Origin of the sequence: Nocardiopsis alba DSM 43377 (assembly GCF_000341225.1) — a bacterium.
GTDB classification, from domain to species: domain Bacteria; phylum Actinomycetota; class Actinomycetes; order Streptosporangiales; family Streptosporangiaceae; genus Nocardiopsis; species Nocardiopsis alba.
On sequence record NZ_ANAC01000010.1, the window covers coordinates 431796 to 454208 of the forward strand.

Annotated in this window: 16 protein-coding genes; 11 read left to right on the forward strand and 5 right to left on the reverse strand. The window is 70.7% G+C overall.

What is annotated here, in order from left to right:
• The first annotated feature begins 398 nt into the window (after positions 1 to 398).
• Both D451_RS0109220 and D451_RS0109225 read left to right on the forward strand, forming a co-directional pair.
• On the forward strand, positions 399 to 779 hold the full coding sequence (locus tag D451_RS0109220; RefSeq protein WP_017534191.1) for a DUF4870 domain-containing protein: 381 nt from the start codon (positions 399 to 401) through the stop codon (positions 777 to 779).
• Between the two features lie 201 nt (positions 780 to 980).
• Entirely contained in the window at positions 981 to 1628 is a 648-nt protein-coding gene (locus tag D451_RS0109225; RefSeq protein ID WP_014910559.1) for a DUF4870 domain-containing protein, read from the forward strand.
• Positions 1629 to 1685: 57 nt separating this feature from the next.
• Here D451_RS0109225 and hemW read toward each other — a convergent pair whose 3' ends face one another.
• A complete protein-coding gene (gene hemW / locus D451_RS0109230; RefSeq protein WP_014909662.1) occupies positions 1686 to 2918 on the reverse strand; it encodes a radical SAM family heme chaperone HemW in 1233 nt (410 codons plus the stop codon).
• A 75-nt stretch (positions 2919 to 2993) separates the two neighbouring features.
• A complete protein-coding gene (locus tag D451_RS0109235) occupies positions 2994 to 4055 on the reverse strand; it encodes a LacI family DNA-binding transcriptional regulator (protein WP_042281138.1) in 1062 nt (353 codons plus the stop codon).
• A gap of 95 nt (positions 4056 to 4150) precedes the next feature.
• Between D451_RS0109235 and D451_RS0109240 the strand changes: the two genes are divergently transcribed.
• From D451_RS0109240 to D451_RS0109255, 4 genes are all read left to right on the forward strand, one after another.
• The gene (locus tag D451_RS0109240; protein WP_026124942.1) at positions 4151 to 5752 is read left to right on the forward strand and encodes a glycoside hydrolase family 13 protein; all 1602 of its coding nucleotides are present in this window, start codon (positions 4151 to 4153) and stop codon (positions 5750 to 5752) included.
• 215 nt (positions 5753 to 5967) lie between these two features.
• The gene (locus D451_RS0109245; protein WP_026124943.1) at positions 5968 to 7203 is read left to right on the forward strand and encodes a sugar ABC transporter substrate-binding protein; all 1236 of its coding nucleotides are present in this window, start codon (positions 5968 to 5970) and stop codon (positions 7201 to 7203) included.
• Positions 7204 to 7205: 2 nt separating this feature from the next.
• Entirely contained in the window at positions 7206 to 8819 is a 1614-nt protein-coding gene (locus D451_RS0109250; protein WP_017534193.1) for an ABC transporter permease subunit, read from the forward strand.
• Entirely contained in the window at positions 8816 to 9718 is a 903-nt protein-coding gene (locus D451_RS0109255) for a sugar ABC transporter permease (protein ID WP_014909673.1), read from the forward strand. Before D451_RS0109250 ends, D451_RS0109255 begins: the two co-directional genes overlap by 4 nt.
• A gap of 98 nt (positions 9719 to 9816) precedes the next feature.
• Here D451_RS0109255 and lepA read toward each other — a convergent pair whose 3' ends face one another.
• Positions 9817 to 11658, reverse strand: a complete 1842-nt coding sequence (lepA, locus tag D451_RS0109260) for a translation elongation factor 4 (RefSeq protein ID WP_014912000.1) — start codon at positions 11656 to 11658, stop codon at positions 9817 to 9819.
• Between the two features lie 241 nt (positions 11659 to 11899).
• On the opposite strand from lepA, the gene D451_RS0109265 reads away from it, so the two are divergent.
• The 5 genes from D451_RS0109265 to holA all read left to right on the forward strand — a co-directional run bounded on the left by D451_RS0109265 (position 11900) and on the right by holA (position 19019).
• Positions 11900 to 12877 (forward strand): hypothetical protein, encoded by a 978-nt coding sequence (locus tag D451_RS0109265; protein ID WP_014909798.1) that lies wholly within the window; start codon positions 11900 to 11902, stop codon positions 12875 to 12877.
• A 220-nt stretch (positions 12878 to 13097) separates the two neighbouring features.
• Positions 13098 to 13367, forward strand: coding sequence for a 30S ribosomal protein S20 (gene rpsT, locus D451_RS0109270; RefSeq protein ID WP_014912146.1), 270 nt, complete (start codon positions 13098 to 13100; stop codon positions 13365 to 13367).
• Between the two features lie 1706 nt (positions 13368 to 15073).
• Positions 15074 to 15661 carry a ComEA family DNA-binding protein gene (locus D451_RS28545; protein ID WP_238543734.1) on the forward strand — a complete coding sequence of 196 codons (588 nt, stop codon included), beginning with the start codon at positions 15074 to 15076 and terminating at the stop codon, positions 15659 to 15661.
• A gap of 6 nt (positions 15662 to 15667) precedes the next feature.
• On the forward strand, positions 15668 to 18016 hold the full coding sequence (locus D451_RS0109280; protein ID WP_017534195.1) for a ComEC/Rec2 family competence protein: 2349 nt from the start codon (positions 15668 to 15670) through the stop codon (positions 18014 to 18016).
• A gap of 40 nt (positions 18017 to 18056) precedes the next feature.
• Positions 18057 to 19019, forward strand: a complete 963-nt coding sequence (gene holA / locus D451_RS0109285) for a DNA polymerase III subunit delta (RefSeq protein ID WP_014909077.1) — start codon at positions 18057 to 18059, stop codon at positions 19017 to 19019.
• A 20-nt stretch (positions 19020 to 19039) separates the two neighbouring features.
• Here the strand turns inward: holA and D451_RS0109290 are convergent, their stop codons facing one another.
• Both D451_RS0109290 and hflX read right to left on the reverse strand, forming a co-directional pair.
• Positions 19040 to 20248, reverse strand: coding sequence for an amidohydrolase family protein (locus D451_RS0109290; RefSeq protein ID WP_014908523.1), 1209 nt, complete (start codon positions 20246 to 20248; stop codon positions 19040 to 19042).
• Between the two features lie 424 nt (positions 20249 to 20672).
• Complete coding sequence (gene hflX, locus D451_RS0109295) at positions 20673 to 22214, reverse strand: GTPase HflX (RefSeq protein ID WP_017534196.1); 1542 nt, start codon at positions 22212 to 22214, stop codon at positions 20673 to 20675.
• Positions 22215 to 22413 lie beyond the last annotated feature (199 nt).

The window sequence follows — 22413 nt, forward strand, 5'->3', positions numbered from 1 at the left end:
GGAAGAGCATGAGCGAGACCCCGTCGAACCCCCCGTCCCCGGACGAGCCTCGGGGGCAGTGGCCGCCGCACCGGGACCAGAGAGGTGGTCCGGGGGCCTCTCCCGCTCCGGGAGGTCCGTCGGGCGGGCATCCCGCGCCCCCTCCGCAGCGACCTGAGGGTTCTCCCCGTCCGGCCCCGCCCGCGGCCGGTGACCATCACACCCTCGGACGACGGCCTTTGATGGGCGGGCGCCCGGACTTCGCCCCTCCGACTCCGCCCGTGCCCCAGGGGCCCCGTCAGGATCACCCGGCTCCGGCTCCACATCACCCGTCGGGCGGGCACCCCGCGCCGACCCCTCAAGCTCCCCAGGGCGCTCCGGTTCCGGGGGGACACCCCGGCCAGGGCGCGCCCCACCCCGTGTCCGTCGCCCCCGCGCCGGTCGGCGGTGGCCGCGACGTCCTGGCGGCGATGCTCGCCCACCTGTCCGGTTTCGTGTTCGCCTTCCTCGGTTGGATCCCACCGCTCGCCGTCTACCTCGCCGAACGCGAGCGTTCCCCGTTCGCGCGGCATCACGCTGCGGAGGCCACGAACTTCCAGCTCACCCTGCTGATCCCCTATCTGCTCTCGGGGGTGCTCTACGTCGTCCTGGGGCTCTTCCTCGGGGATCTGGCCTGGATCGGCCCTCTACTCGTCGCCCTGATCTGGCTCGTGGCGATCGTCCTCGGCGTGATCGCGGCGTCGGGGGCGAACAACGGGGCCTGGAACCGCTACCCGTTCGCCCTCCGTCTCCTGAAGTGACCCCCACGCCATGGGATCCATCGCGGGGCCCGCGGAACGTGCCGGCGGGCGACGTGTCGGTGACCGGCCGTACCCTTCTTCCGGAACACCCTCGAAAGTCGTGGTGTCCGTGTTCATTTCCGGTTTCCGCGCGGCCTCGAGGCCGAAGTACTCTCGGAACCGGCAGGTAGACCCAGTTCCCGCACCTCAAGGATTCCAGTCATGTCCTATCCCGGAAACCCCTCACCCGAAGATCCCTACGGTGGGCAGAACCAGGGCGGATACGGCGGGTATCCGCCGCCGCAGGGGGGACAGCCCTCCGGTGGGTATCCGACTCCGGGGCAGCCCGGCGGGTATCCGCCTCCCCCCGGTCACCCCGGCGAGCACCCTCAGCAGGGCGGGTACCCGCCCATGGGCCACGAGCAGGGCGGTTTCCCGCCCCCCGGGCAGGACCAGGGCGGCTACCCGCCCCCTCCCGGTGGCTACGGCGGCTACGGCGGTTACGGGCCCCACCCCGGCGCGGCGGCCTCCTCCGCGACCACCGGTCAGCCCAACGCCGACGAGCGCAGCATGGGTCTGATCTCCCACCTGGGCGGTGGCCTCCTCGGCCTCCTGGTTCCGCTGATCATGTACCTGATCAAGAAGGACGAGTCCCCCTTCATCCGCGACCAGGCGGCGCAGGCGCTGAACTTCCAGATCCTGATCCTGATCGTCTACATCGTCTCGTTCCCGCTCATGCTCCTGATCATCGGCTACCTCACCTGGTTCGCCGCGTGGGTGTGCGCGATCGTGTTCGGCATCATGGGCGGTATGGCCGCGAACAAGGGCGAGTGGTACCGCTACCCGTTCAACGTCTCCTGGATCAAGTAGTCCTCGACGTACGAGAGGGGCCCGGCGTCGCCGGGCCCCTTCGTCGTGTCCGTCGGGTCAGGTGAGGTCGCGGACCACGGCGTCGGCGAGCAGCCGTCCCCGTCGGGTCAGGACGGCGCGGCCCTCGGCGTGCGCGCGGGGGTCCAGGAGCCCGTCCGCGACCAGCCGTTCCGCGGCCGCCAGTCCGTGGGCGTCGAGCAGCTCCAGCGGGCAGCCGGACTCCACCCGCAGTTCGAGCAGGATCCGTTCGAAGCGGCGTTCGGCGTCGGTGAGGATCTCCCTCGCCTGGGCGGGGGTCTCTCCGGCGGCCAGGCGGGCCGCGTAGGCGGCGGGGTGCTTGACGTTCCACCAACGGGTCCCCCCGACGTGGCTGTGCGCCCCGGGTCCCACGCCCCACCAGTGACCGCCGGTCCAGTAGAGCAGGTTGTGGGCGCTGCGTCCCTCTTCGGTGCGCGCCCAGTTGGACACCTCGTAGGGCGTGTATCCGGCGGACGCGAGGGCCTCGTCCGCCATGAGGTAGCGGTCGGCCATGGCGTCGTCGTCGGGTTCGGTGAGTTCGCCTCGGCGGACGCGGGCGGCCAGACGGGTCCCCTCCTCGACGATGAGCGAGTAGGCGGAGACGTGGTCGGGGCCGGCCCCGATGGCGGCCTCCAGTGAGGCGGCCCAGTCCTCGTCGCTCTCGCCGGGGGTGCCGTAGATGAGGTCGAGGTTGACGTGGTCGAACCCGGCCTCGCGCGCCCAGGTGACGCACTGTTCGGGGCGGCCCGGGGTGTGCCCGCGTTCGAGGACGCGCAGGACGTGCGGGCGTGCGCTCTGCATGCCGAAGGAGACCCGGGTGAACCCGGCCCGCCTGAGACGGCGCAGGTAGTCGGGGGTGACGGTCTCGGGGTTGGCCTCGGTGGTGATCTCCGCGTCGGGGGCGAACCCGAAGCGGTCGCCGATCGCGGAGACGATACGTCCCAGGTCCTCGGCGGAGAGCAGGGTGGGGGTGCCTCCGCCGACGAACACGGTGCTCACGCGAGGGCGGTCTCCGGCCAGGACGCGGTCGGCCGTCTCGATCTCGGCCACCGCCTGTCCGGCGTAGGTCTCCCGGGAGGCGGTGGCGGTGCCGTCCCGGGAGACGAGCTCGTCGGCGGTGTAGGTGTTGAAGTCGCAGTAGCCGCAGCGGGTGACGCAGAAGGGCACGTGGACGTAGAACCCGAGGGGTCGGTCCCCGAGCTCGGCGAGGGAGTGCGCGGGAAGGTCCCCGGTGCGAGGGACGGGTTCACCATCGAGGGCTACGGAAGGCATGTCCCCAGTGTCGCCGACCCTCCGTAGTGCCCCGACCGGTGTGTTCCGCCGGTCGAGCGGCCTCGGAGCCCCGGTTCAGCGGCCTCCGGCGACGCGTTCGGGGTCGCGGAGCGGAGGGTCCGCGAGCGTGGGGGCCGGCGGGGCGACGGCGGTCGAGCCGCGCACCACCAGTTCGGGGTCGAAGAGGTACTCGGTGTGCGAGACCGGGTGGCCGGCGATCTCGTCGCACAGGGCGCGGGCGGCGGCCATGGCCATGGCGGTGACGGGCTGCCTGACGGTGGTCAGGGGCGGGTCGGTGAAGGCGATGAGCTGGGAGTCGTCGTAGCCGACCACGGAGAAGTCCCGGGGGACGCGCAGGCCCCGCTGACGGGCGGCCCTGATGGCGCCGAGCGCCATGAGGTCGGATCCGCAGACCATGGCGGTGACCCCGCGTTCGATCAGACGGACGGCGGCGGCGTGTCCGCCCTCGACGCCGAACAGGGAGAGTTCGACCAGCCCGTCGCCGTCCAGTCCGTGTTCGGCCAGGGCGCGATGGAAGCCCTCCAGCTTGCGACGGACCGGCACGTAACGCTCGGGGCCGCTGGTGAAGCCGATGCGGGTGTGCCCCAGGGCGACCAGGTGGTCGACGGCCAGGCGGCCGGCCTCGCGGTCGTCGGCGGAGATGAAGGCGGCGGGGATGGCGTCGGCGTAGCCGTTGACCAGGACGATGGGCAGGCGTCTGGAGACCAGGGCCTGGTAGCGCTCGTGGGAGGCGCTGGTGTCGGCGTGTTTTCCGGAGATGAAGAGGATGCCCGAGACGTTGCGCTCCAACAGGAGTTCGACGTACTCGTCCTCCGATATCCCGCCGGGGGTCTGGGTGCACAGCACCGGTGTGTAGCCGCGTTGGGCCAAGGCGCTCTCCGCGGCCTGCGCGAACATCGGGAACACCGGGTTGTCCAGTTCGGGGGTGACCATGCCGACCAGGCCGGCGGAGCGTTGGCGCAACCTGGCGGGACGCTCGTAGCCGAGCACGTCCAAGGCGGTGAGGACGGCCTTACGGGTGTCGCCGCCGACGCCGGGCTTGTCGTTGAGCACACGCGAGACGGTGGCCTCGCTGACTCCTGCGTGCCGTGCGATGTCGGCTAGTCGTGGACCCATGCGCACAACTCTAGTGGAGATCGGCATCACATGACAGAAAGTTGACGGTAATCTTGCGCAAGAACTTGCAATCCTGATTGGGAAGGATCCCGTTGATGGAGCACAAGGCGCGTTGGTGGCGCGAGGCAGCCATCTACCAGATCTACGTGCGCAGCTTCGCCGACTCCAACGGTGACGGGGAGGGCGATCTGGCGGGCATCCGCGAGCGTCTTCCCGACCTCGCCGAACTGGGTGTCGACGCGATCTGGCTGACCCCCTTCTACGTCTCCCCCCTCGCGGACGGGGGCTACGACGTGGCCGACTACCGGGACGTCGACCCCAGGTTCGGCACCCTCGACGACTTCGACGCTCTCCTTCGGAGCGCCCACGACCTGGGCATCCGGATGATCATCGACGTGGTCCCCAACCACTCCTCCTCGGCCCACCGGTGGTTCCGCGAAGCGGTGGCGGCCGAACCCGGCTCCCCCGCCCGCGCGCGCTACATCTTCCGGGACGGCAAGGGCCCCGACGGGGAGGAGCCGCCGAACAACTGGAAGTCGATCTTCGGCGGCCCGGCCTGGACCCGGCTCCAGAGGCCCGACGGCACGCCCGAGCAGTGGTACCTGCACCTGTTCGACTCCGAGCAGCCCGACTTCGACTGGACCCACCAGGAGGTGCACGACGAGTTCGACGACGTGCTGCGCTTCTGGCTGGACCGCGGGGTGGACGGTTTCCGGATCGACGTGGCGCACGGGATGGTCAAGGATCCGGCGCTGCCCGACATCGACCCGGACGCCAAGGCCGATCTGCTCGACGGCAGCACCACACTGCCCTACTTCGACCAGGACGGTGTGCACGAGATCTACCGTCGCTGGTCGGCGCTGGCCGCCGAGTACCCGGGGGACCGCGCGCTGGTGGCCGAGGCCTGGGTGGAGAACGCCGAGCGGGTGGCGCGCTACCTGCGCCCGGACGAGCTGCACCAGGCGTTCAACTTCGAGTACCTGACCGCCCCCTGGGACGCGAACCGTCTGCGCGAGGTGATCGACGGTTCGCTGGCCGCCAATGGAACGGTGGGCGCGACCACCACGTGGGTGCTGTCCAACCACGACGTCACCCGGCACGTGACCCGGTTCGGCGATGGCGAGCAGGGGCTCCGGCGCGCCAGGGCCGCGACCCTGCTCATGTTGGCGCTCCCCGGTTCGGTCTACCTCTACCAGGGCGAGGAGCTCGGGCTTCCCGAGGTCACCGACCTGCCGGAGGAGTCCCTCCAGGACCCGACCTGGAAGCGGTCGGGCCACACCGATCGCGGTCGTGACGGCTGCCGTGTGCCCCTGCCCTGGGAGGGGGACGTCGCGCCGTTCGGTTTCGGTCCCGAGGGGAGCGAGCCGTGGCTGCCGGTCCCCGAGCACTGGGGGGAGCTCTCCCGGGCCGCCCAGCGCGGTGTCGAGGGTTCGACCCTGGAGCTGTACACCGCCGCCCTGCGGCTGCGCCGTGAGCTGGAGGCGTTGGGTGACGGGTCCATGACCTGGCTGGACTCGCCCGAGGGCGTTTTGTGCTTCGAGCGCGAGCCGGGCGTCCGTGTGGCCGTGAACCTCACCGAGGCGCCGGTCGAACTGCCCTTCTCCGGCGAGGTGCTGGTGGACTCCGGCCCCGGTGTGAAGACGACCGACGACGTCCTGCGTCTGCCCGCCGAGACCGCGGTGTGGCTGCGCGTGTGACGCACCCCGCGGGGTCCTCCCCTTCGGTGGAGGACCCCGCCCTTGCCCCATCCGTTTCCGGGGTGTTTCCACATCTTTATCCCTGACGTCTGCAAAGCCTTTCAAAGTTTGCAAGGAGTTGCTAACGTCACATCACCGAGCATGCCCCCGCGTTGGTGCCGACCCCTCGGCGCACCGCATGCCCGACCCCGACAGGCCCCCGGAAGGAAGACACCATGAGATCCAGCAGAGTGTCGGCGGTCGCCGGAATCGCCGCGATCGCGTTGACGGCGAGCGCGTGCGGCGACGGTGACGCCGGTGACACGAGCGCCCCCACCCTCGTCATCTGGTCCGACCCCGAGCGGGCCGACGCCGTTCAGAGCGCCGCCGCCGCGTTCGGCGAGGCCAACGGCATCGAGATCGACGTCCAGAACGTCTCCTTCGACGACATCCAGGGCGACGTCGTCAACGCCCACCAGGCGGGCAACGCCCCCGACATCTTCGTCGGCGCCCACGACTGGGCCGGCAACCTCATGCGCAACGGCACGGTGCAGCCGATCGACCTGCCCGCCGACCGCGAGGCCGCGCTGGACGAGACCGCGTTGGAGGCCATGACCCTGGAGGGACGGCTGCTCGGCGTTCCGTACACGCAGGAGAACATCTTCCTCATGCGCAACACCGAGCTGGCGCCCGACGCCCCCGAGACCTTCGAGGAGCTCGTGGAGATCGGCACGGGGCTCAAGGAGGCCGGAGAGGCCGAGGAGGTCCTGGCCATGGCGGTCGGCCAAGAGGGCGACCCCTACCGGATGAACGCGCTCATGACCTCCGCCGGCGGCTACCTGTTCGGGCAGGACTCCGAGGGCGACTGGGACCCCGAGGACCTGGGCATCGGCTCCGACGAGACCATCGAGGCCATGGAGCTGATCGCCGAATACGGCGAGGCCGGCGAGGGCGTGCTGCGCCGCTCCATCGACCTGGAGAACGAGGCGGCCCTCTTCTTCGACGGGAAGGCCCCCTTCTTCGTGGCGGGCCCCTGGACCATCGGCGACGCCGAGGCCTCCGACATCGACTACGAGATCAGCGCCATCCCCGGCTTCGAGGGCAAGGACCCCGCGGCCCCCTACATCGGCTACCAGGCCTTCTTCGTGACCGACGGCAGCCCCAACAGCGCCCTCGCCGAGGAGTTCGTGGTCAACCACGTCACCGACCCCGACTTCATCCTCTCCCTGTACGAGGCCGACCCGCGAACCCCGGTCCAGCTCGAAGCCCTCGAGACGATCTCCGCCGAGAACCCCGCCATCGCCACGATGGCCGAGACCGGCGAGAACGGCATGCCCATGCCCAACATCCCCGAGATGGGCGAGACCTGGGACCCGCTGGGCATCGCCCAGGCCCGGATCATCGGCGGCGAGGACGTCCGTGAGTCTCTGGAGACCGCCCACGAGACCGTCGCCGAGCGGATCGGCGGATAAGGGTGGCGACCGACCGTTCCGGCGGCACGGGAACTCCCGCATCGGGAGCGACCGGCCGCCGGCATCCCGCGGAGAGAAGGTTCCAAGGCTCCCTCGGCGGCAGGATCGTCAAGATCCTCCTGCTCGGCCTGTTCACCGCCCTGGGCGTGTGGGCGGTCCTGCCGCTGTACCTGGCCGGCGTGTGGTGGGGCATCGGCCTCGTCGTGGCCGTGGTGGCGCTGGTCTACTACGTCTACCTCTCCGGACGCACCGTCCCCGCCAAGTACCTGGTGCCCGGCGTCCTGTTCCTGATGGCCTTCCAGATCTTCCCGGTGCTCTACACGATGAGCACCTCGCTCACCAACATGAGCGACGGGCATCGGGGGTCGAAGGAACAGGCGATCGCCTCCATCGAGGCGTTCTCGGTGGTCCGAGAGGACGACTCCCGGGAGTTCGCCCTCACCGTCGCCACCACGGGCGACCCCGACACCGGCGACCTGGTCTTCCTCCTCACCTCGCCCGAGGGAGACACCTACGCCGGTACCGAGGAGGGGCTGAACGAGCTCATCGGAGCCCAGGTCGACCCCTCGGGCCGGGTCACCGGCGCCCTCGGCTACACGATCCTGACACCCGCGCAGGTCAACGAGCGCAGCGGCGAACTCCAGGAGTTCGCGGTGCCCACCGACGACGGCTCCGGCATCCGCTCCAGCGGACTGTCCACCGCCTTCGAGGGCACCGCCGTCCGCGTCTACGACCAGGCCTGCGACTGTATCGAGGACACCGAGACCGGCACGGTCTACCACGCCGACGACGAACGGGGCGCCTTCTACGACGAGGACGGACGACGGCTCGCCCAGGGTTGGCAGGTCGGCGTCGGCCTGGACAACTTCTCCCGGTTCCTGCTCGACCCGTCCTTCGCCTCCTCCTTCTTCGGCACCCTGGTGTGGAACATCGTCTTCGCCGCCTCGGTCACCTTCCTGGTGTTCGTGGTGGGTCTGGCGGTGGCCCTGACCCTGCACGTTCCGAAGATGCGCGGCAAGACGTTCTACCGGGTCCTGGTGATCCTCCCCTACGCCATGAGCTCGTTGGCCATGTACCTGTTGTGGCGGGACATGTTCAACGTCGACTTCGGTCTCTTCAACCGGATGCTGGGGTTGCAGGTCGACTGGCTCGGGAACGTATGGGCCGCTCGGGCCGCGGTGATCCTGACCAACGTCTGGCTGGGCTACCCGTACATGTTCCTCGTCGCGACCGGCGCCCTCCAGGCCGTGCCCCGCGAGCTGGGCCAGGCGGCCCGGTTGGACGGCGCGGGCCCCTGGCAGGCCTTCCGCCACGTCACCCTGCCCCTGCTCATGGTCGCCATGACCCCGATCCTCATCGCCACGTTCGCTTTCAACTTCAACAACTTCAACGCGGTATGGCTGGTCACCAGGGGCGGGCCGTACGGTTCGGAGGGCACCGCCGCGAGCGGCGCCACCGACCTTCTCATCACCTACACCTACCGACTCGCGTTCAGTGAGGCCACCGCCCAGTACGGGTACGCGGCCGCGCTGTCGGTGATGATCTTCCTGATCGTCTCGGTGATGTCGGTGACCGGTCTGAGCAGGACCAAGGCCCTCCAGGAGGTGGACCGATGAGCGTCCCCGACACCACCGTCCGCCCCGTCCACCGGCGCTCCACCACCGACCGGTTCCTCCTGTGGGCCGGCCGACTGGGGTGGCGCCACGCCGTGATGTGGCCCGTGGTGATCTTCGCGGTCTTCCCGGTGCTGTTCGTGGTCTCGGCCGCGCTGAACCCGATCGGCACGCTGAGCGGCTCCCGGCTGTGGCCGACCGGGGCGAGCATGGCCAACGCCCAGGACCTGTTCCAGAACACCCCGTTCGCCACCTGGTACGTCAACTCCCTGTTCTTCGCCATCGGGAACGCGGCGATCACCGTCCTGCTGTCCGCGCTGGCCGCCTACGCCTTCAGCCGGATGCGGTTCAAGGGGCGACGCGTGGGACTGATCGGGCTCCTGGTCATCCAGATGTTCCCCCAGTTCCTGGCGATCGTGGCGATCTACCTGATGTTCTCCGACCTCGGAGAGCTCTATCCGGTGATCGGCTTCGACACCCGGTGGGGGCTGCTGCTGGTGTACCTGGGCGGCGCCCTGAGTATCAACACCTGGCTCATGAAGGGCTTCTTCGACACCGTGCCCAGGGAACTGGACGAGTCCGCCCAGATGGACGGGGCCACGCACGCCCAGGTGTTCTTCCGGATCATGCTGCCCCTGGTCACCCCGGTGCTGGCGATCGTGGGGCTCCTGGTATTCGTCTCCACCATCAACGAGTTCCTTCTGGCCAGCGTCTTCCTCCGAGACACCGGGGCCCAGACCCTGGGGCTGGGGCTGTACCAGCTCGTGGACTCCCAGCGCAACGCCAACTTCGGCATGTTCGCGGTGGGCGCCGTCATGCTCTCCCTGCCCACGTTGGCGGTGTTCTGGTTCCTCCAGCGCTACATCAGCGAGGGCCTGACCACCGGAGCCGTCAAGGGTTAGCGGGGCCACGGAGAACGGAACGAGGGGCGTCCCCGCGTCGGGGGCGCCCCTCGTCGTCTCGTGTGCCGTCCCGAGAGGGGACGGCGCACGAACAGGCACTACTTCTTCTTCTTGTCCTCGGCCGAACCGCCGTCGGTGGACAGCGCGGAGATGAAGGCCTCCTGGGGAACCTCGACCCGGCCGACCATCTTCATCCGCTTCTTGCCCTCCTTCTGACGCTCCAGCAGCTTGCGCTTACGGCTGATGTCACCGCCGTAGCACTTGGCCAGCACGTCCTTGCGGATGGCACGGATGTTCTCACGGGCGATCACGCGGGCACCGATGGCCGCCTGGACCGGAACCTCGAACTGCTGCCGGGGGATGAGCTCGCGCAGCTTCTTGGTCATCTCCACGCCGTAGGCGTAGGCCTTCTCCTTGTGCACGATGGCGGAGAAGGCGTCCACGGCCTCGCCCTGGAGAAGGATGTCGACCTTGACCAGGTCGGCGACCTGCTCGCCGATGGGCTCGTAGTCCAGCGAGGCGTAACCCTTGGTCCGGGACTTGAGGGCGTCGAAGAAGTCGAAGACGATCTCGGCCATGGGGAGCGTGTAACGCATCTCCACACGGTCCTCGGACAGGTAGTCCATGCCCTGGAGCTCACCACGACGGTCCTGGCACAGCTCCATGATCTGACCGATGTAGTCGGACGGGCTGAGGACGGTGGCCTTGACCATCGGCTCGTGGATCGAGTCGATCTTCCCGGTGGGGAACTCGCTCGGGTTGGTCACCACGTGCTCGGCGCCGTCCTCCATCTCCACCCGGTAGATGACGTTGGGCGCCGTCGAGATGAGGTCGAGGTTGAACTCGCGCTCCAGGCGGGCGCGGGTGATCTCCAGGTGCAGCAGCCCCAGGAAACCGCAGCGGAAGCCGAAGCCCAGGGCCGCGGAGGTCTCGGGCTCGAAGTTCAGGGCGGCGTCGTTGAGCTGGAGCTTGTCCAGCGCGTCGCGCAACACCGGGTAGTCGGTGCCCTCGATCGGGTACAGACCCGAGAACACCATCGGCTTGGGCTCCTGGTAGCCGGAGAGCATGTCCTCCGCCGGCTTGGCCAGGGAGGTGATGGTGTCACCGACCTTGGACTGGCGCACGTCCTTGACGCCCGTGATGATGTAACCGACCTCGCCGACGCCCAGACCACCGCACTTGGTGGGCTCGGGCGAGCTGACGCCGATCTCCAGGATCTCGTGGGAGGCCCTGGTCGACATCATCTGGATGCGCTCACGCGGGCTGAGCTTGCCGTCCACGACACGCACGTAGGTCACCACACCGCGGTAGGTGTCGTAGACCGAGTCGAAGATCATCGCGCGGGCCGGGGCGTCGGCGTCACCGACCGGCGGCGGGATCTGGGCGACGATCTCGTTGAGGAGGGCCTCCACGCCCTCGCCCGTCTTGGCGCTGACCTTGAGCACGTCGGAGGGCTCACAGCCGATGATCCCGGCCAGCTCCTCGGCGTACTTCTCGGGCTGGGCCGCGGGAAGGTCGATCTTGTTGAGCACCGGGATGATGTGGAGGTCGTTCTCCAGCGCCATGTAGAGGTTGGCGAGGGTCTGGGCCTCGATCCCCTGCGCGGCGTCGACCAGCAGGATCGCGCCCTCGCAGGCGGCCAGGGAACGCGACACCTCGTAGGTGAAGTCGACGTGCCCCGGGGTGTCGATGAGGTCGAGCGTGTAGGTGAGGTCGTCCGCCGCGGTGAAGGGGATCCGCACCGCCTGGGACTTGATCGTGATGCCGCGCTCGCGCTCGATGTCCATCCGGTCCAGATACTGGGCGCGCATCTGGCGGTCCTCGACGACCCCGGTGATCTGGAGCATCCGGTCGGCCAGCGTCGACTTGCCATGGTCGATGTGCGCGATGATGCAGAAGTTGCGGATCAGCGCGGGATCGGTCCAGTTCGGCTGTGCCACCGTGCTCCGTTCGACAGGGGTCGGGTCAGGGTCGTGCGCGCCGGTGAGGGCGCCGCCCGCCGTGGCCTCGGGCGCACGGCATCCTTCATCATCCCATGGCGCCCGGACCGCCCTCACCGGATGTTTCCGGGAGGGGTACGGCAGTATGGGCGCGACAAGCGGATGTCGACGTCCAGGTTATGCGAACCGGCGACGGGAACGGGCCCGCCGGTGCCTTGGGAGAGCGGGTGACGTACGGGTGATGTGGTTTCTGAAACGGTTGATCGCCGGAGTGGCGGCGGTCCTGGTTCTGGTGGTGGCCGCGGGAGCGCTGCTGAGCCATCAGTACTCGGGGACGCCGCTGCCCTGGGCGGCCTCCCAGCAGACGGACGCGGCCTGGGTCGGTTCCTGGGAGGACACCGAGAGCCTCGCGGCGCTCCTGGACACCGGTGGTGTGGACACCCTGTACGTGTACGCGGGCGACGTGGCCGACGACGGGACCGTCGAACGCGTTCCGGAGACCGACGCCCTGCTGTCCTGGCTGGACGCGCGCCATCCCGACGTGCGCCCGCTGGCCTGGCTCCGGTACGTGGAGACCGGCTCGTCCCTGATCCGCGACCGGTTCCCCGCCGAGGCGCGGGAGATTCTGGCCCCTCGCGTGGCCGAGGTGGTCGAGGACGGCTTCGCCGGCGCGCACCTGGAGATCCGCCCGGTGACGGTCAACGATCCGTCGATCCCCACCCTGATGGAGATGGTCCGCGAGGAACTGGGCGAGGAGCCGGTGCTGTCGCTTCAGGCCCAGCACGTGGAGCTGCTGCCCGGTGGCCGCATGCCGTCCTTCATCGCCGGCGGCGAGGAGAAGTACTGGTCCAAGGGCTATCTGGAACGGGTCTCGCGGCACGCCGACGAGGTCGTCCTTCCCGGTGTGGACGCGAACATGCCCACCGGCGGTATGTACGGCGGTTTCATGGTGCGCCAGGTGACCGAGTCGGTGGCGGCGCTCCAGGGCCGGGAGGACCTGACCCTGCGGTTCGGCGTTCCCACCTACGAGAACGAGGAGTGGGGACCCGCGAGCTCCGAGGAGAACGCCATGACCGCGATCGCCGGCGTACGGCTGGGACTCTCCGAGGCCGAACCCCCCGAGGAGATGGGCCGGGGCGTGGCCCTCTATCTGGCGGACGAGGCCGACGAGGACGACCTGGAGGCCTACCGGAACGGTTGGTTGTCCCTGGCTCCGTGATCCGAGGTGGTCGACGCCTCGCGGTACGGGGCCCGAGTGGTCCGTCGAATGCGGCATACTGAGAAGTCCGTGTCTCGGACTTCCACGTTCGAATTTGAGCCCTGTGGACTCACACACCCTGCGTCGGCGCCCACGCGCGCCCCTCACGGATCGGCTGCCCGTGAGATGAGCCGTCTGTTCGACCGACGCGATGATCAGAGCAACTGGAGCACGTTTTCGCATGGCGAACATCAAGTCGCAGAAGAAGCGCATTCGGCAGAACGAGAAGGCCCGTGTCCGTAACCAGGCCGTGCGCTCTTCCCTGAAGACGGCCGTTCGTAAGTTCCGCGAGGCCGCCGAGGCCGGGGACGTCGAGAAGGCCACCGTGGCGCAGCGCGAGGCCGCCCGCGCCCTGGACAAGGCGACCAGCAAGGGCGTCATCCACAAGAACCAGGCCGCGAACCGCAAGAGCGCGATCGCCAAGCGCCTGCACTCGATCCAGTCCGCCTGAGGACCGAGCGATCCGAGCTTCACAGGGCCCGGTCTCCCCACGGGGAGGCCGGGCCCTCGTGTTCCCCCGCTCGGGGAGAACCCGGTCGACGGTCTCGGCCCGGTGAGTTGTCCACAGGGAGGAATCGGCCGGTGACAGAGGCGGACTCCGCTCTCTAGCGTTGTTCCATGACCGTTCCGCGCCGGTCACGGCGCCGTCCCTCCGTGCCGTCCCCCGAGGAACGTCTCCGTTCTCTCGGTCTGCGCCCGCCTCCGCACTCCCCACGTCCACGCGCTCTCCCGTGCCCACCCTCCCCCGCCCGGTCCGGGGCCGGTGTGCCGTGCGCCCCCTACTCCCTTCCGGGGACCACCTCCCCCTATCGGCCGTCGCCGGGTCACGAGGACGATCCACCAGGGCGTCTCGACGGCCTCGTCACCGAGAGGCACCCGGTCTCCGAGCCGCGCGAAGGTCGCGCTCCCCGGCCCGAGGGCGCGCTTCCGGACGAGGGGGCCCGGATCGAGGGCCTCCCGGGCGAGATCCCCACCCCGCGTCCCGAGGGCGGGCCCTCGGGCACGCCCGGCCCCTCCCCCGAGCCCTCCTCCACCGACCCCCGCGAGTCCCCTGAGGCCGCCCCGCGGGGCTCGGAGGTCATCGAGGAGCCCATCACCGAGAGGCTCACCCCCGGACCCTCGAACGACCACCCGCCCCGCACCCGAGCGACGCATCCGCACCGGGGGACTCCACCCCTCGAACGCCCCACCGACCGACGGACCACCTCCCCCGGTACGGAGGTCCCCGAAGAACCCACCACCGAGAGGCTCCTCCTCGCCCCACGTCCCGGCCCCACGAACGACCTGCCGGTCCATCCTGAAGGGACACGCCCGCACCGGGGACGCCCCCTCCTCGGAGGGTCCCTCGACCGACGACACGAGAACCGGCGGGCCGCCTCCCACACCCCGGAGTGCCTCGAAGAACCCACCACGGAGAGGCTCTCCCTCTCTCCGAGGCCCGGACCGTGCGGGGACCGTGTCCCCCACGACGCGCGCCGGAAGACCATCGGTCACCGCCCCATCACCCGCCCGCGAGCACGACCGAGGAAAGAACACCGTCGGGAGACCCCGTCCGACCTCCCCGCCCCGGAGAGGCCGTCTCCGTCACCGGGGCGCGGGCCCACGAACGGTCACCCGGCCCTTCCTCGTCCTCGGGAGGGCGGTGAGACCGCCCTTCACTCTCGGGAGGGGCTCGACGCCGCCACCGAGAGGCTCACCCTCGCCCCGACCCGTGCCACGCCCGGGGACCGCGTACCGCATACCGGGCACCACACCGTCGGAGACCTCCCCCCGTTTCAAGGTCCGAAGCCCTCCACCTGGGAGAGGCCCCGCACCTCATCGCCCTCCGAGCCCCGCGAGAAGGGCGGGCCCGCACCCTCTCCAGAGGGGGTCTCCACCGGGGAGGCCGATCCGGCCGAGGGGCGTCCTCCCTCCCCCGAGAGCGCGGAACCTCGACGAAGGGGGCGCCGGCCTGAGGATTCCCGTCGTGATCCGGCGGAGGAGACCGGGACTCGACTCTCCGAGGAGCTCCCCTCCCCCTCGGCCGACCGGCCCCCGGACGTCTCTCCCGACCGCTCTCTCCCGGGGTACACCGAACTCCTCCCCGACGAGCCCGGCTCCCTCCTGGATCGACTGACCCGTGGCCGGTTCGGTGAACTCGCTCCCCCGCGCCGTTCGGTGACGGTGTTGCTGGTGCTGGGCGCGGTGGCGGTGGTGATCGCCTTCCTGACACTGCGCGAAACCCCTCGGGAGGTACCCGAACTCGAACCGGTCTCCCGGGCCTCGGCGGAGGAGCTCGAAGCGGTCCCCGAGGGCGGATCCCCCTCCACCGCACCGGAGCCGGAGGGCGAGGTGGTGGTGCACGTCGGCGGCGAGGTGGCCGAACCCGGGCTGTACACCATGCCGGCGGGCTCCCGGGTGGCCGACGCCGTGGAGGAGGCCGGAGGCGCACGGGCCGACACCGACCTGGACCTGCTCAACCTGGCCCGTCCCCTGACGGACGGGGAGCGGATCCTGGTGGGGGTCGAGGAGGAGCACACCGTCGACGGGGCCTCCGGCGAGGCGGGAGGTCCGATCGACATCAACCGGGCGGGAGAAACGGAGCTGCGGACCCTGCCGGGGATCGGTGAGAAACGGGCCCGGCAGATCCTCGCCCACCGTGAGGCCCTCGGCGGATCCTTCGGCTCGGTCGACGACCTGCTCGGGGTGGAGGGCATCGCGGAACGGACCCTGGAGAACCTGCGCCCCCACGTGACGGTGGGGTGAGCCGCCGTGACGACCTGGTTGGGGACCGATGGTCACGGACTCGACCGGCCGCCCGACCTCCGGTTGTTCGCCCCGGCCGCGGGCGCGTGGGCGGCCGCCCTGGCCGCGTTGGCCGTCCCCGCGTGGTGGGCCTGGGCCGGTGCGGGGACGGCCGCTCTCCTGGCCGCCGCCCTGTTCCTGTGGGGACGTCCTCCCTCGGTCTTCGGGCGGACGGTGGAGTCCCTGGCCCTGGCCGGAGCGGCGACCCTGGTCTGCGCGGCGACGGTGGCGGCGGTGGCCGGGTTCCACACGCACCGCACGGCGATGAGCGCGGCCTCGGAGGCGGCCGACCGGGGCGGGGAAAGGGCGTTCGGCGCGGTCGTGACGGTCGACCCGCGTTCTCGTGCGGGGATGCCCCGCCCCGGGCGCGCGGAGTGGGTGGTCCGGGCCCGCACCCTGTGGGTGGACGCGGAGGGCGGGATCCGCACCTCGGAGGTACCGGTGGTGGTGTTGGCCTCCGGTGAGGCGTGGGGCGACCTGTTGCCGGGGCAGACCTTCACCGCCCGGGGCGCCTTCCTCTCCGTCGAGGACGACCCGCTGACCGCCGCGCTGGTCTCGGTCCGGGGCCCTCCGGAGGAGGTGGGCGAGCCCGGCCGCGCACAGGTCTTCGCGGCCGAGGTGCGGGCCGGTCTGCGCGAGGCGGCCGAGGGCCTGCCCTCCCCCGAGAGCGGGCTGCTGCCCGCCCTGATCGTCGGCGACGTATCGCGGTTGCCGGAGGAGACCGCCGAGGACTTCCGGGCCACCGGCATGACCCACCTGCTCACGGTTTCGGGCGCCAATCTGGCGATCCTGACCGGGTTCGTCCTGGCCGTGGCCCGCTGGTCCCGGGCCCCGACCTGGTGTTCGGTGGCGGGCGGGGCGGTGATGATCTGGCTGTTCGTCCTGGTGTGCCGGCCAGAGCCGAGCGTGGTGCGGGCGGCGTTCATGGGCTCCCTGGGGCTGTTGGCGTTGGCGACCGGAAGACCCGGGGCCGGGCTGGGCGCGCTGAGCGCCACGGTGGTGGGGGTGCTCTTCGTGGCCCCCGGGCTGGCCGCCTCCTACGGGTTCGCGCTGTCGGTCCTGGCCACCGCGGGCATCCTGCTGCTGGTCCCCTCGTGGACCCGGGCCTGGTCCCCGCCTCTGTCGCGGCCGGTGGCCGAGGCGGCGGCGATCGCGGTGGCCGCGCACGTGGCGGTCGCTCCGGTCCTGGTCCTGCTGTCCGGTGAGGTGTCCTGGGTGGCGGTTCCGGCCAATCTCCTGGCGGCCCCGGTGGTCGCGGGTGTGACCGTGGCGGGGGCCGCGGTGACGGTGGTGGCCTCGTTGTGGCCGGAGGCCGCCGCCGTCCTGGTGCACCTGCCGGGCCTGGGGGTGTCCTGGATCGCTCTGGTGGCGGAGACGGGCGCCCGGGTACCCCACGGTGCCCTGTCCTGGCGTTCGGACGTGACGGGAGCCGTGCTGTCGGCCCTGCTCATCGCGGCGTTCGTGGTGCTCAGGGGCGGGGTTCGTCGTGTGTTCGCCGCGGTGGTGGCGGCGGTACTGGTCCTGGGCGTGGCGACCCGGTGCGTACCGGGCGGCTGGCCCCCTCCGGGGTGGGTCCTGGTCGCCTGCGACGTGGGGCAGGGCGACGCGTTCGTGGTCTCCACCGGCCCTGGGAGCGCGATGGTGTTCGATACGGGTGACGATCCGGATCTGGTGAACGGGTGTCTGGAGCGGCTGGGGGTGCGCGAGATCCCCCTGTTGGTACTCAGCCACGACCACGCCGACCACGTGGACGGCACCCCCGGGGTACTGCGACATCGTCGAGTGCTCTCGGCACTGGCCCCCGAGGGGTTCGAGGGCTCCTCCGTCGGCCGTCTGCTGGCGGCCGAGGGGGTGGAGATCGGGGCCGCCGTACGCGGGGCGACCTATCGGGTGGACGGGTGGACGCTGCGAGTGCTGTGGCCCCCGAGGGGGCACGTGGGGACGGTGAACGACGGGTCCGTTGTGGTCCGGGCGGACGGCACCCACCTGTCGGCGTTGTTCACCGGGGACATCGAGGAGCCGGCCCAGAGCGCGTTGACGCGTGGTCCCGATCGCGACCTGTTGGCGGTGACGGTGTTGACCACCCCGCACCACGGGTCGAACACTCAGGAGCCCGGCTTCATCGCGGCGGTCGACGCCGAGGTGGCGTTGACCTCCGTCGGGAGGGACAACGGCTACGGCCACCCCACGCCGTTCGCCCTGGGGTTGTTGGCGAGGACGGCGAGGGTGAGCGCCCGCACCGACCTCGACGGCGACGTGGCCGTGCTGGACTCCCCCGTACGGGTGGTCGCGCGCGGCCCCGCCCCCGAGGGATGAACCGCACCGGCCGGTCGGTGGGTCGTGGCATGCTCGTTGTATGCCTGCACCCGCCCTCATCACGCTCATCGTCGGCGACGAGGAACTGCTCGTCGACCGGGCCGTGGCCGCCGTCGTCGCCTCGGCCCGGGAGGTCGACCCCGAGGTGGACGTCCACGACCTCGTGCCCGCCCAGGTGGGCCTGTCCACCCTGGTGGAGGTCACCTCCCCGTCGCTGTTCGGCGACCGCCGGGTGGTCGTCCTGCGTTCCTCCCAGGACCTGACCAAGGACCTGGCCGCGACCGTCGTCGACTACCTCTCCTCCCCCGCCGACGACGTGAACCTGGTGTTGACCCACGCGGGCGGCGCCAAGGGCAAGGCCCTGCTCCAGGCCGCGACGAAGGCGGGGGCGCACAGGGTGGACTGCAAGGGCCCCACCAAGGGTCCCGAGCGGGTGGCGTTCGTCAAGGGCGAGTTCTCCGCCGCGGGCCGGCAGATCACCGGCGACGCGGCCCAGGCCCTGGTGGACGCGGTGGGCACCGAACTACGCGAGATCGCGGCGGCCTGCACCCAGTTGATCGCCGACACCGAGGGACGTGTGGACGCGACCGCGGTGGCCCGATACCACTCGGGTAAGGCGGAGGCCTCGGGGTTCACCGTGGCCGACCGGACCGTGGAGGGCCGGCTCCCCGAGGCCCTGGAACAGCTCCGCTGGTCGTTGGCGGTGGGCACCGCCCCGGTCCTGATCAACAGCGCCCTGGCCGGCGCGGTACGCGGGATCGCGGTGGCGGCGCAACCGCCCCGGGGGATGAGCGAGGCGGACCTGGCCAAGCGGGCCAAGGTGCCGCCGTGGAAGATGCGCGGTCTGCGTCAGCAGGCGCGGGGTTGGAACGTCCGGGGGGTCACCCGGGCGATGGCGGTGGTGGCCGAGACCGACGCGCTCATCAAGGGCGGCGGCCGTGACCCCGAGTACGCGTTGGAGCGCGCGGTCATCGAGATCGCCCGGGCGCGCGGCATCCGCTGAGCCCGCCGGTCCCGGAGCGGTCAGCGGATGGTCCGTCCGCCCTGCCAGACGCGCAGGGTGCTCAACCCCATGGACCAGGCGAAGGCCCCTTCGTGGTCGGCGTCCCACTGGACGAGATCGGCGAGACGCCCGGGGGCGATGAGTCCCCGGTCGTCGAGCCCCAAGGCGTGCGCGCCGCCCACCGTGGCGGCGTTGAGCGCCTCCTGGACGGTCATCTCGAACATGGCGACGGCCAGGGAGATCACCAGGGGCATGGACGTGGTGCCGGCCTGCCCCGGGTTATGGTCGGTGCCCAGACCCACCGGGACTCCGTGGTCGAGCAGGGAGCGCACCGGCGGGGTGCGCCGTTCGTGCAGGGCCGTGGTGGGGCAGGCCACGACCGGGGTACGGGTGGCGGCCAGGGCCAGCAGGTCCTCGTCGTCGGCCTCGTGGAGCAGGTCGACGGAGTCGCATCCGAGCTCGGCGGCCATGCGGACGGCTCCGTGGCGCGGACGTGAGCAGGCGTGCAGAGTGGTGCGCAGCCCCACCGACCGGCCCACGCTCAGCAGCATGTGGGCGTCCTCGGTGGTGAACTGTTGGTTGTCGCAGTAGATGTCCACCCCGTCGGCGCCGACCATGGCGGCGTCGCCGAGCCAGGAGGCCACGGTGCTCACGTACTCCTGGGGGCGGCCGAAGAACTCCGGGGGCACCCCGTGCGCGGGGAAGAAGGTGACGTGCAGGCGCGGCATCCCGGGTTCCTCCTCCAGGGAGCGCAGCAGTCGCACGTCGGCGAGTTCGCCGTCCCGGGTGAGGTGGTAGCCGGTCTTGGCCTCCACGGTGGTGCTGCCGGACAGCACCCAGTGGCGCAGGCGTTCGCGTACCGCGTTGCACAGGGTCCAGGGGTCGGTCCCGCGGGTGATGGTGACGGTGGTGGACACCCCTCCGCCCGCCGCGAAGATGTCGGCTCGGGTGGCGCCCTTGGCCCACATGTTGACCTCGGCGTAGCGGTCGCCCGCGTAGACCGGGTGACAGTGGGCGTCGACCAGGCCCGGTGTGACGAGCCCGCCGCCGATATTGACGATCTCGTCGACCTCGGTGAGGTCCTCCATCACCCCGGGGATGCGCTGGGGGAGGTCGGCCGCCGGTCCGACCCAGGCAATCCTGTCGTCATCGATGAGGACGGCCGCGTGGGTGATCAGCTCATGGCCCGTCCAGAGACGGCCGATGTTGGTGAGGAGTACTGCCGGCATGGGGTGGTCCGCCCTCGCCGGTCAGTTCCGGCCGAGAGCGCACGGAACGGGGGCGTGGGGTACGCGGGCGGGCATGGCGACCTCGATATCTGGATGCGGTTCCGGCAGGGCCGTGGACGGCTCGGGGCCGACTCGCGGTGCCGTGACGGTGGGGGTTCGACCGTCGGGGGACGGCGACCTCTGCCGGCCGGTGATCCAAAACCGTAGTCCATCCGTCGACATCGTGTACACCTCCCCGGTGGGAGGAATGCGAGCGATACCGACCGAAACTCGCAGGATCGTGAAGTGATGAAGGCCACCCGGACCGTGGGCGGCGCGTACGTCGTCCACGCCGCCGCCCCGGGCGGTGTCTCCCCCACAGAACGAAGGCCGGGGCCTCCCCTTTCAGGGAGACCCCGGCCTCGGTCCGTTCGTCCGGAGCGGATCAGACGCGGGTGAGCGCGTACTCCTCCAGCCTGGCGGCCAGCGGAGCGGGGACGAAGGCGTGCAGCTCGGTGCCCTCTCCGGTGTGCTCCTCGCCGATGATCCGGCCCTCCTCGTGAGCCCTGGCGATGAGGTCGCCGCGCGAGTACGGCACGAGCGCGCGTACCTCTTGGGCGATCTCGGGCAGGGCCTCGGCCAGGGCCGTCACCAGTTCGGGGATCCCCTCTCCGGTGCGCGCCGAGACCTCGACCAGGTCGGGGTGGCGGGTGCGCAGGGTCTTGAGGGTGTCCGGGTCGGCGGCGTCGACCTTGTTGACCACGATGAGCTCGCGGACGTCGCCGGCGTCGATGTCGGCGAACACCTCGCGGACCGCGCTGAGCTGCTGCTCGGGGTCGGGGTGGGACCCGTCGACCACGTGCAGGATCAGGTCTGCGTCGGAGACCTCCTCCAGGGTGGAGCGGAAGGCCTCCACCAGCTGGTGCGGCAGGTGACGGACGAACCCGACGGTGTCGCTCAGGGTGAACCCTCGACCGTCGGGGGTGCGTGCCTGTCGCACCGTCGGGTCCAGGGTGGCGAACAGGGCGTTCTCCACCAGGACCCCGGCTCCGGTGAGCCGGTTGAGCAGGCTCGACTTGCCGGCGTTGGTGTACCCGGCCAGGGCGACCGAGGGCACCTGACGGGTGCGTCGGACGTCGCGCTTGACGTCGCGGGCGGTGCGCATGTGGGAGAGCTGACGGCGCAGCTTGGCGATCTTGTCGTTGATGCGCCTGCGGTCGGTCTCGATCTTGGTCTCACCGGGGCCGCGCAGACCCACACCGCCGTTGCCGCCGCCTCCGGCGCCACCGGCCTGCCGGGACAGGGTGTGGCCCCAGCCTCGGAGTCGGGGCAGCAGGTAGCTGAGCTGGGCGAGTTCGACCTGGGCCTTGCCCTCGCTGCTGCGCGCGTGCTGGGCGAAGATGTCCAGGATGAGCGCGGTGCGGTCGATGACCTTGACCTTGACCACGTCCTCCAGCTGGATCAGCTGGCCCGGTGTGAGCTCACCGTCGCAGATGACGGTGTCGGCGCCGGTGGCCGCGACGGCGTCGCGGAGTTCGGCGGCCTTGCCCTTACCGATGTAGGTGGCGGGGTCCGGCTTGGCGCGGCGCTGGGTGAGGCCTTCGAGGACGAGCGCGCCGGCGGTCTCGGCCAGGGCCGCGAGCTCGGTGAGCGAGTTGTCGGCGTCGGCCTGCGTGCCGCGGGTCCAGACTCCGATCAGGACCACACGCTCCAGACGCAGGGAGCGGTTCTCCACCTCGGTGACGTCGGTGAGTTCGGTGGACAGCCCTTGGACGCGGCGCAGGGCGTGGCGCTCGGCCAGCTCCATCTCGCCCCGGTCAGGGGTGCTCTCGGGGTGTTCACGGCGGTCGCCGTCGGTACCCGGGGCCTCGTGGAACGCGTGGTCGGTACGGTCTCCGTCCTCGACGGTGACCGCCTCACGGAACGCGTCCTCACCGGGCCCTTCGTGGGCCCGACGGTCGCTTCCGTGGATATCGGCAGTATTCATATCCCTCCAGGTGGGTCAACGCGGCCATCGTCGGGTTTCTTCCCGTTCGCCCATGGGCGGGGTGGTGGGCGCGCGGGCCCGTGCCGTCCCCTTTGCGGGTGGGGCGCGTGTCCGCGGAGGCGCCCATGACTCGATGGTGGCACCTTGTTCGGGTGAAGGCACGTGAATTATCGCAGGTGGTGTGACACAAGCCACCACC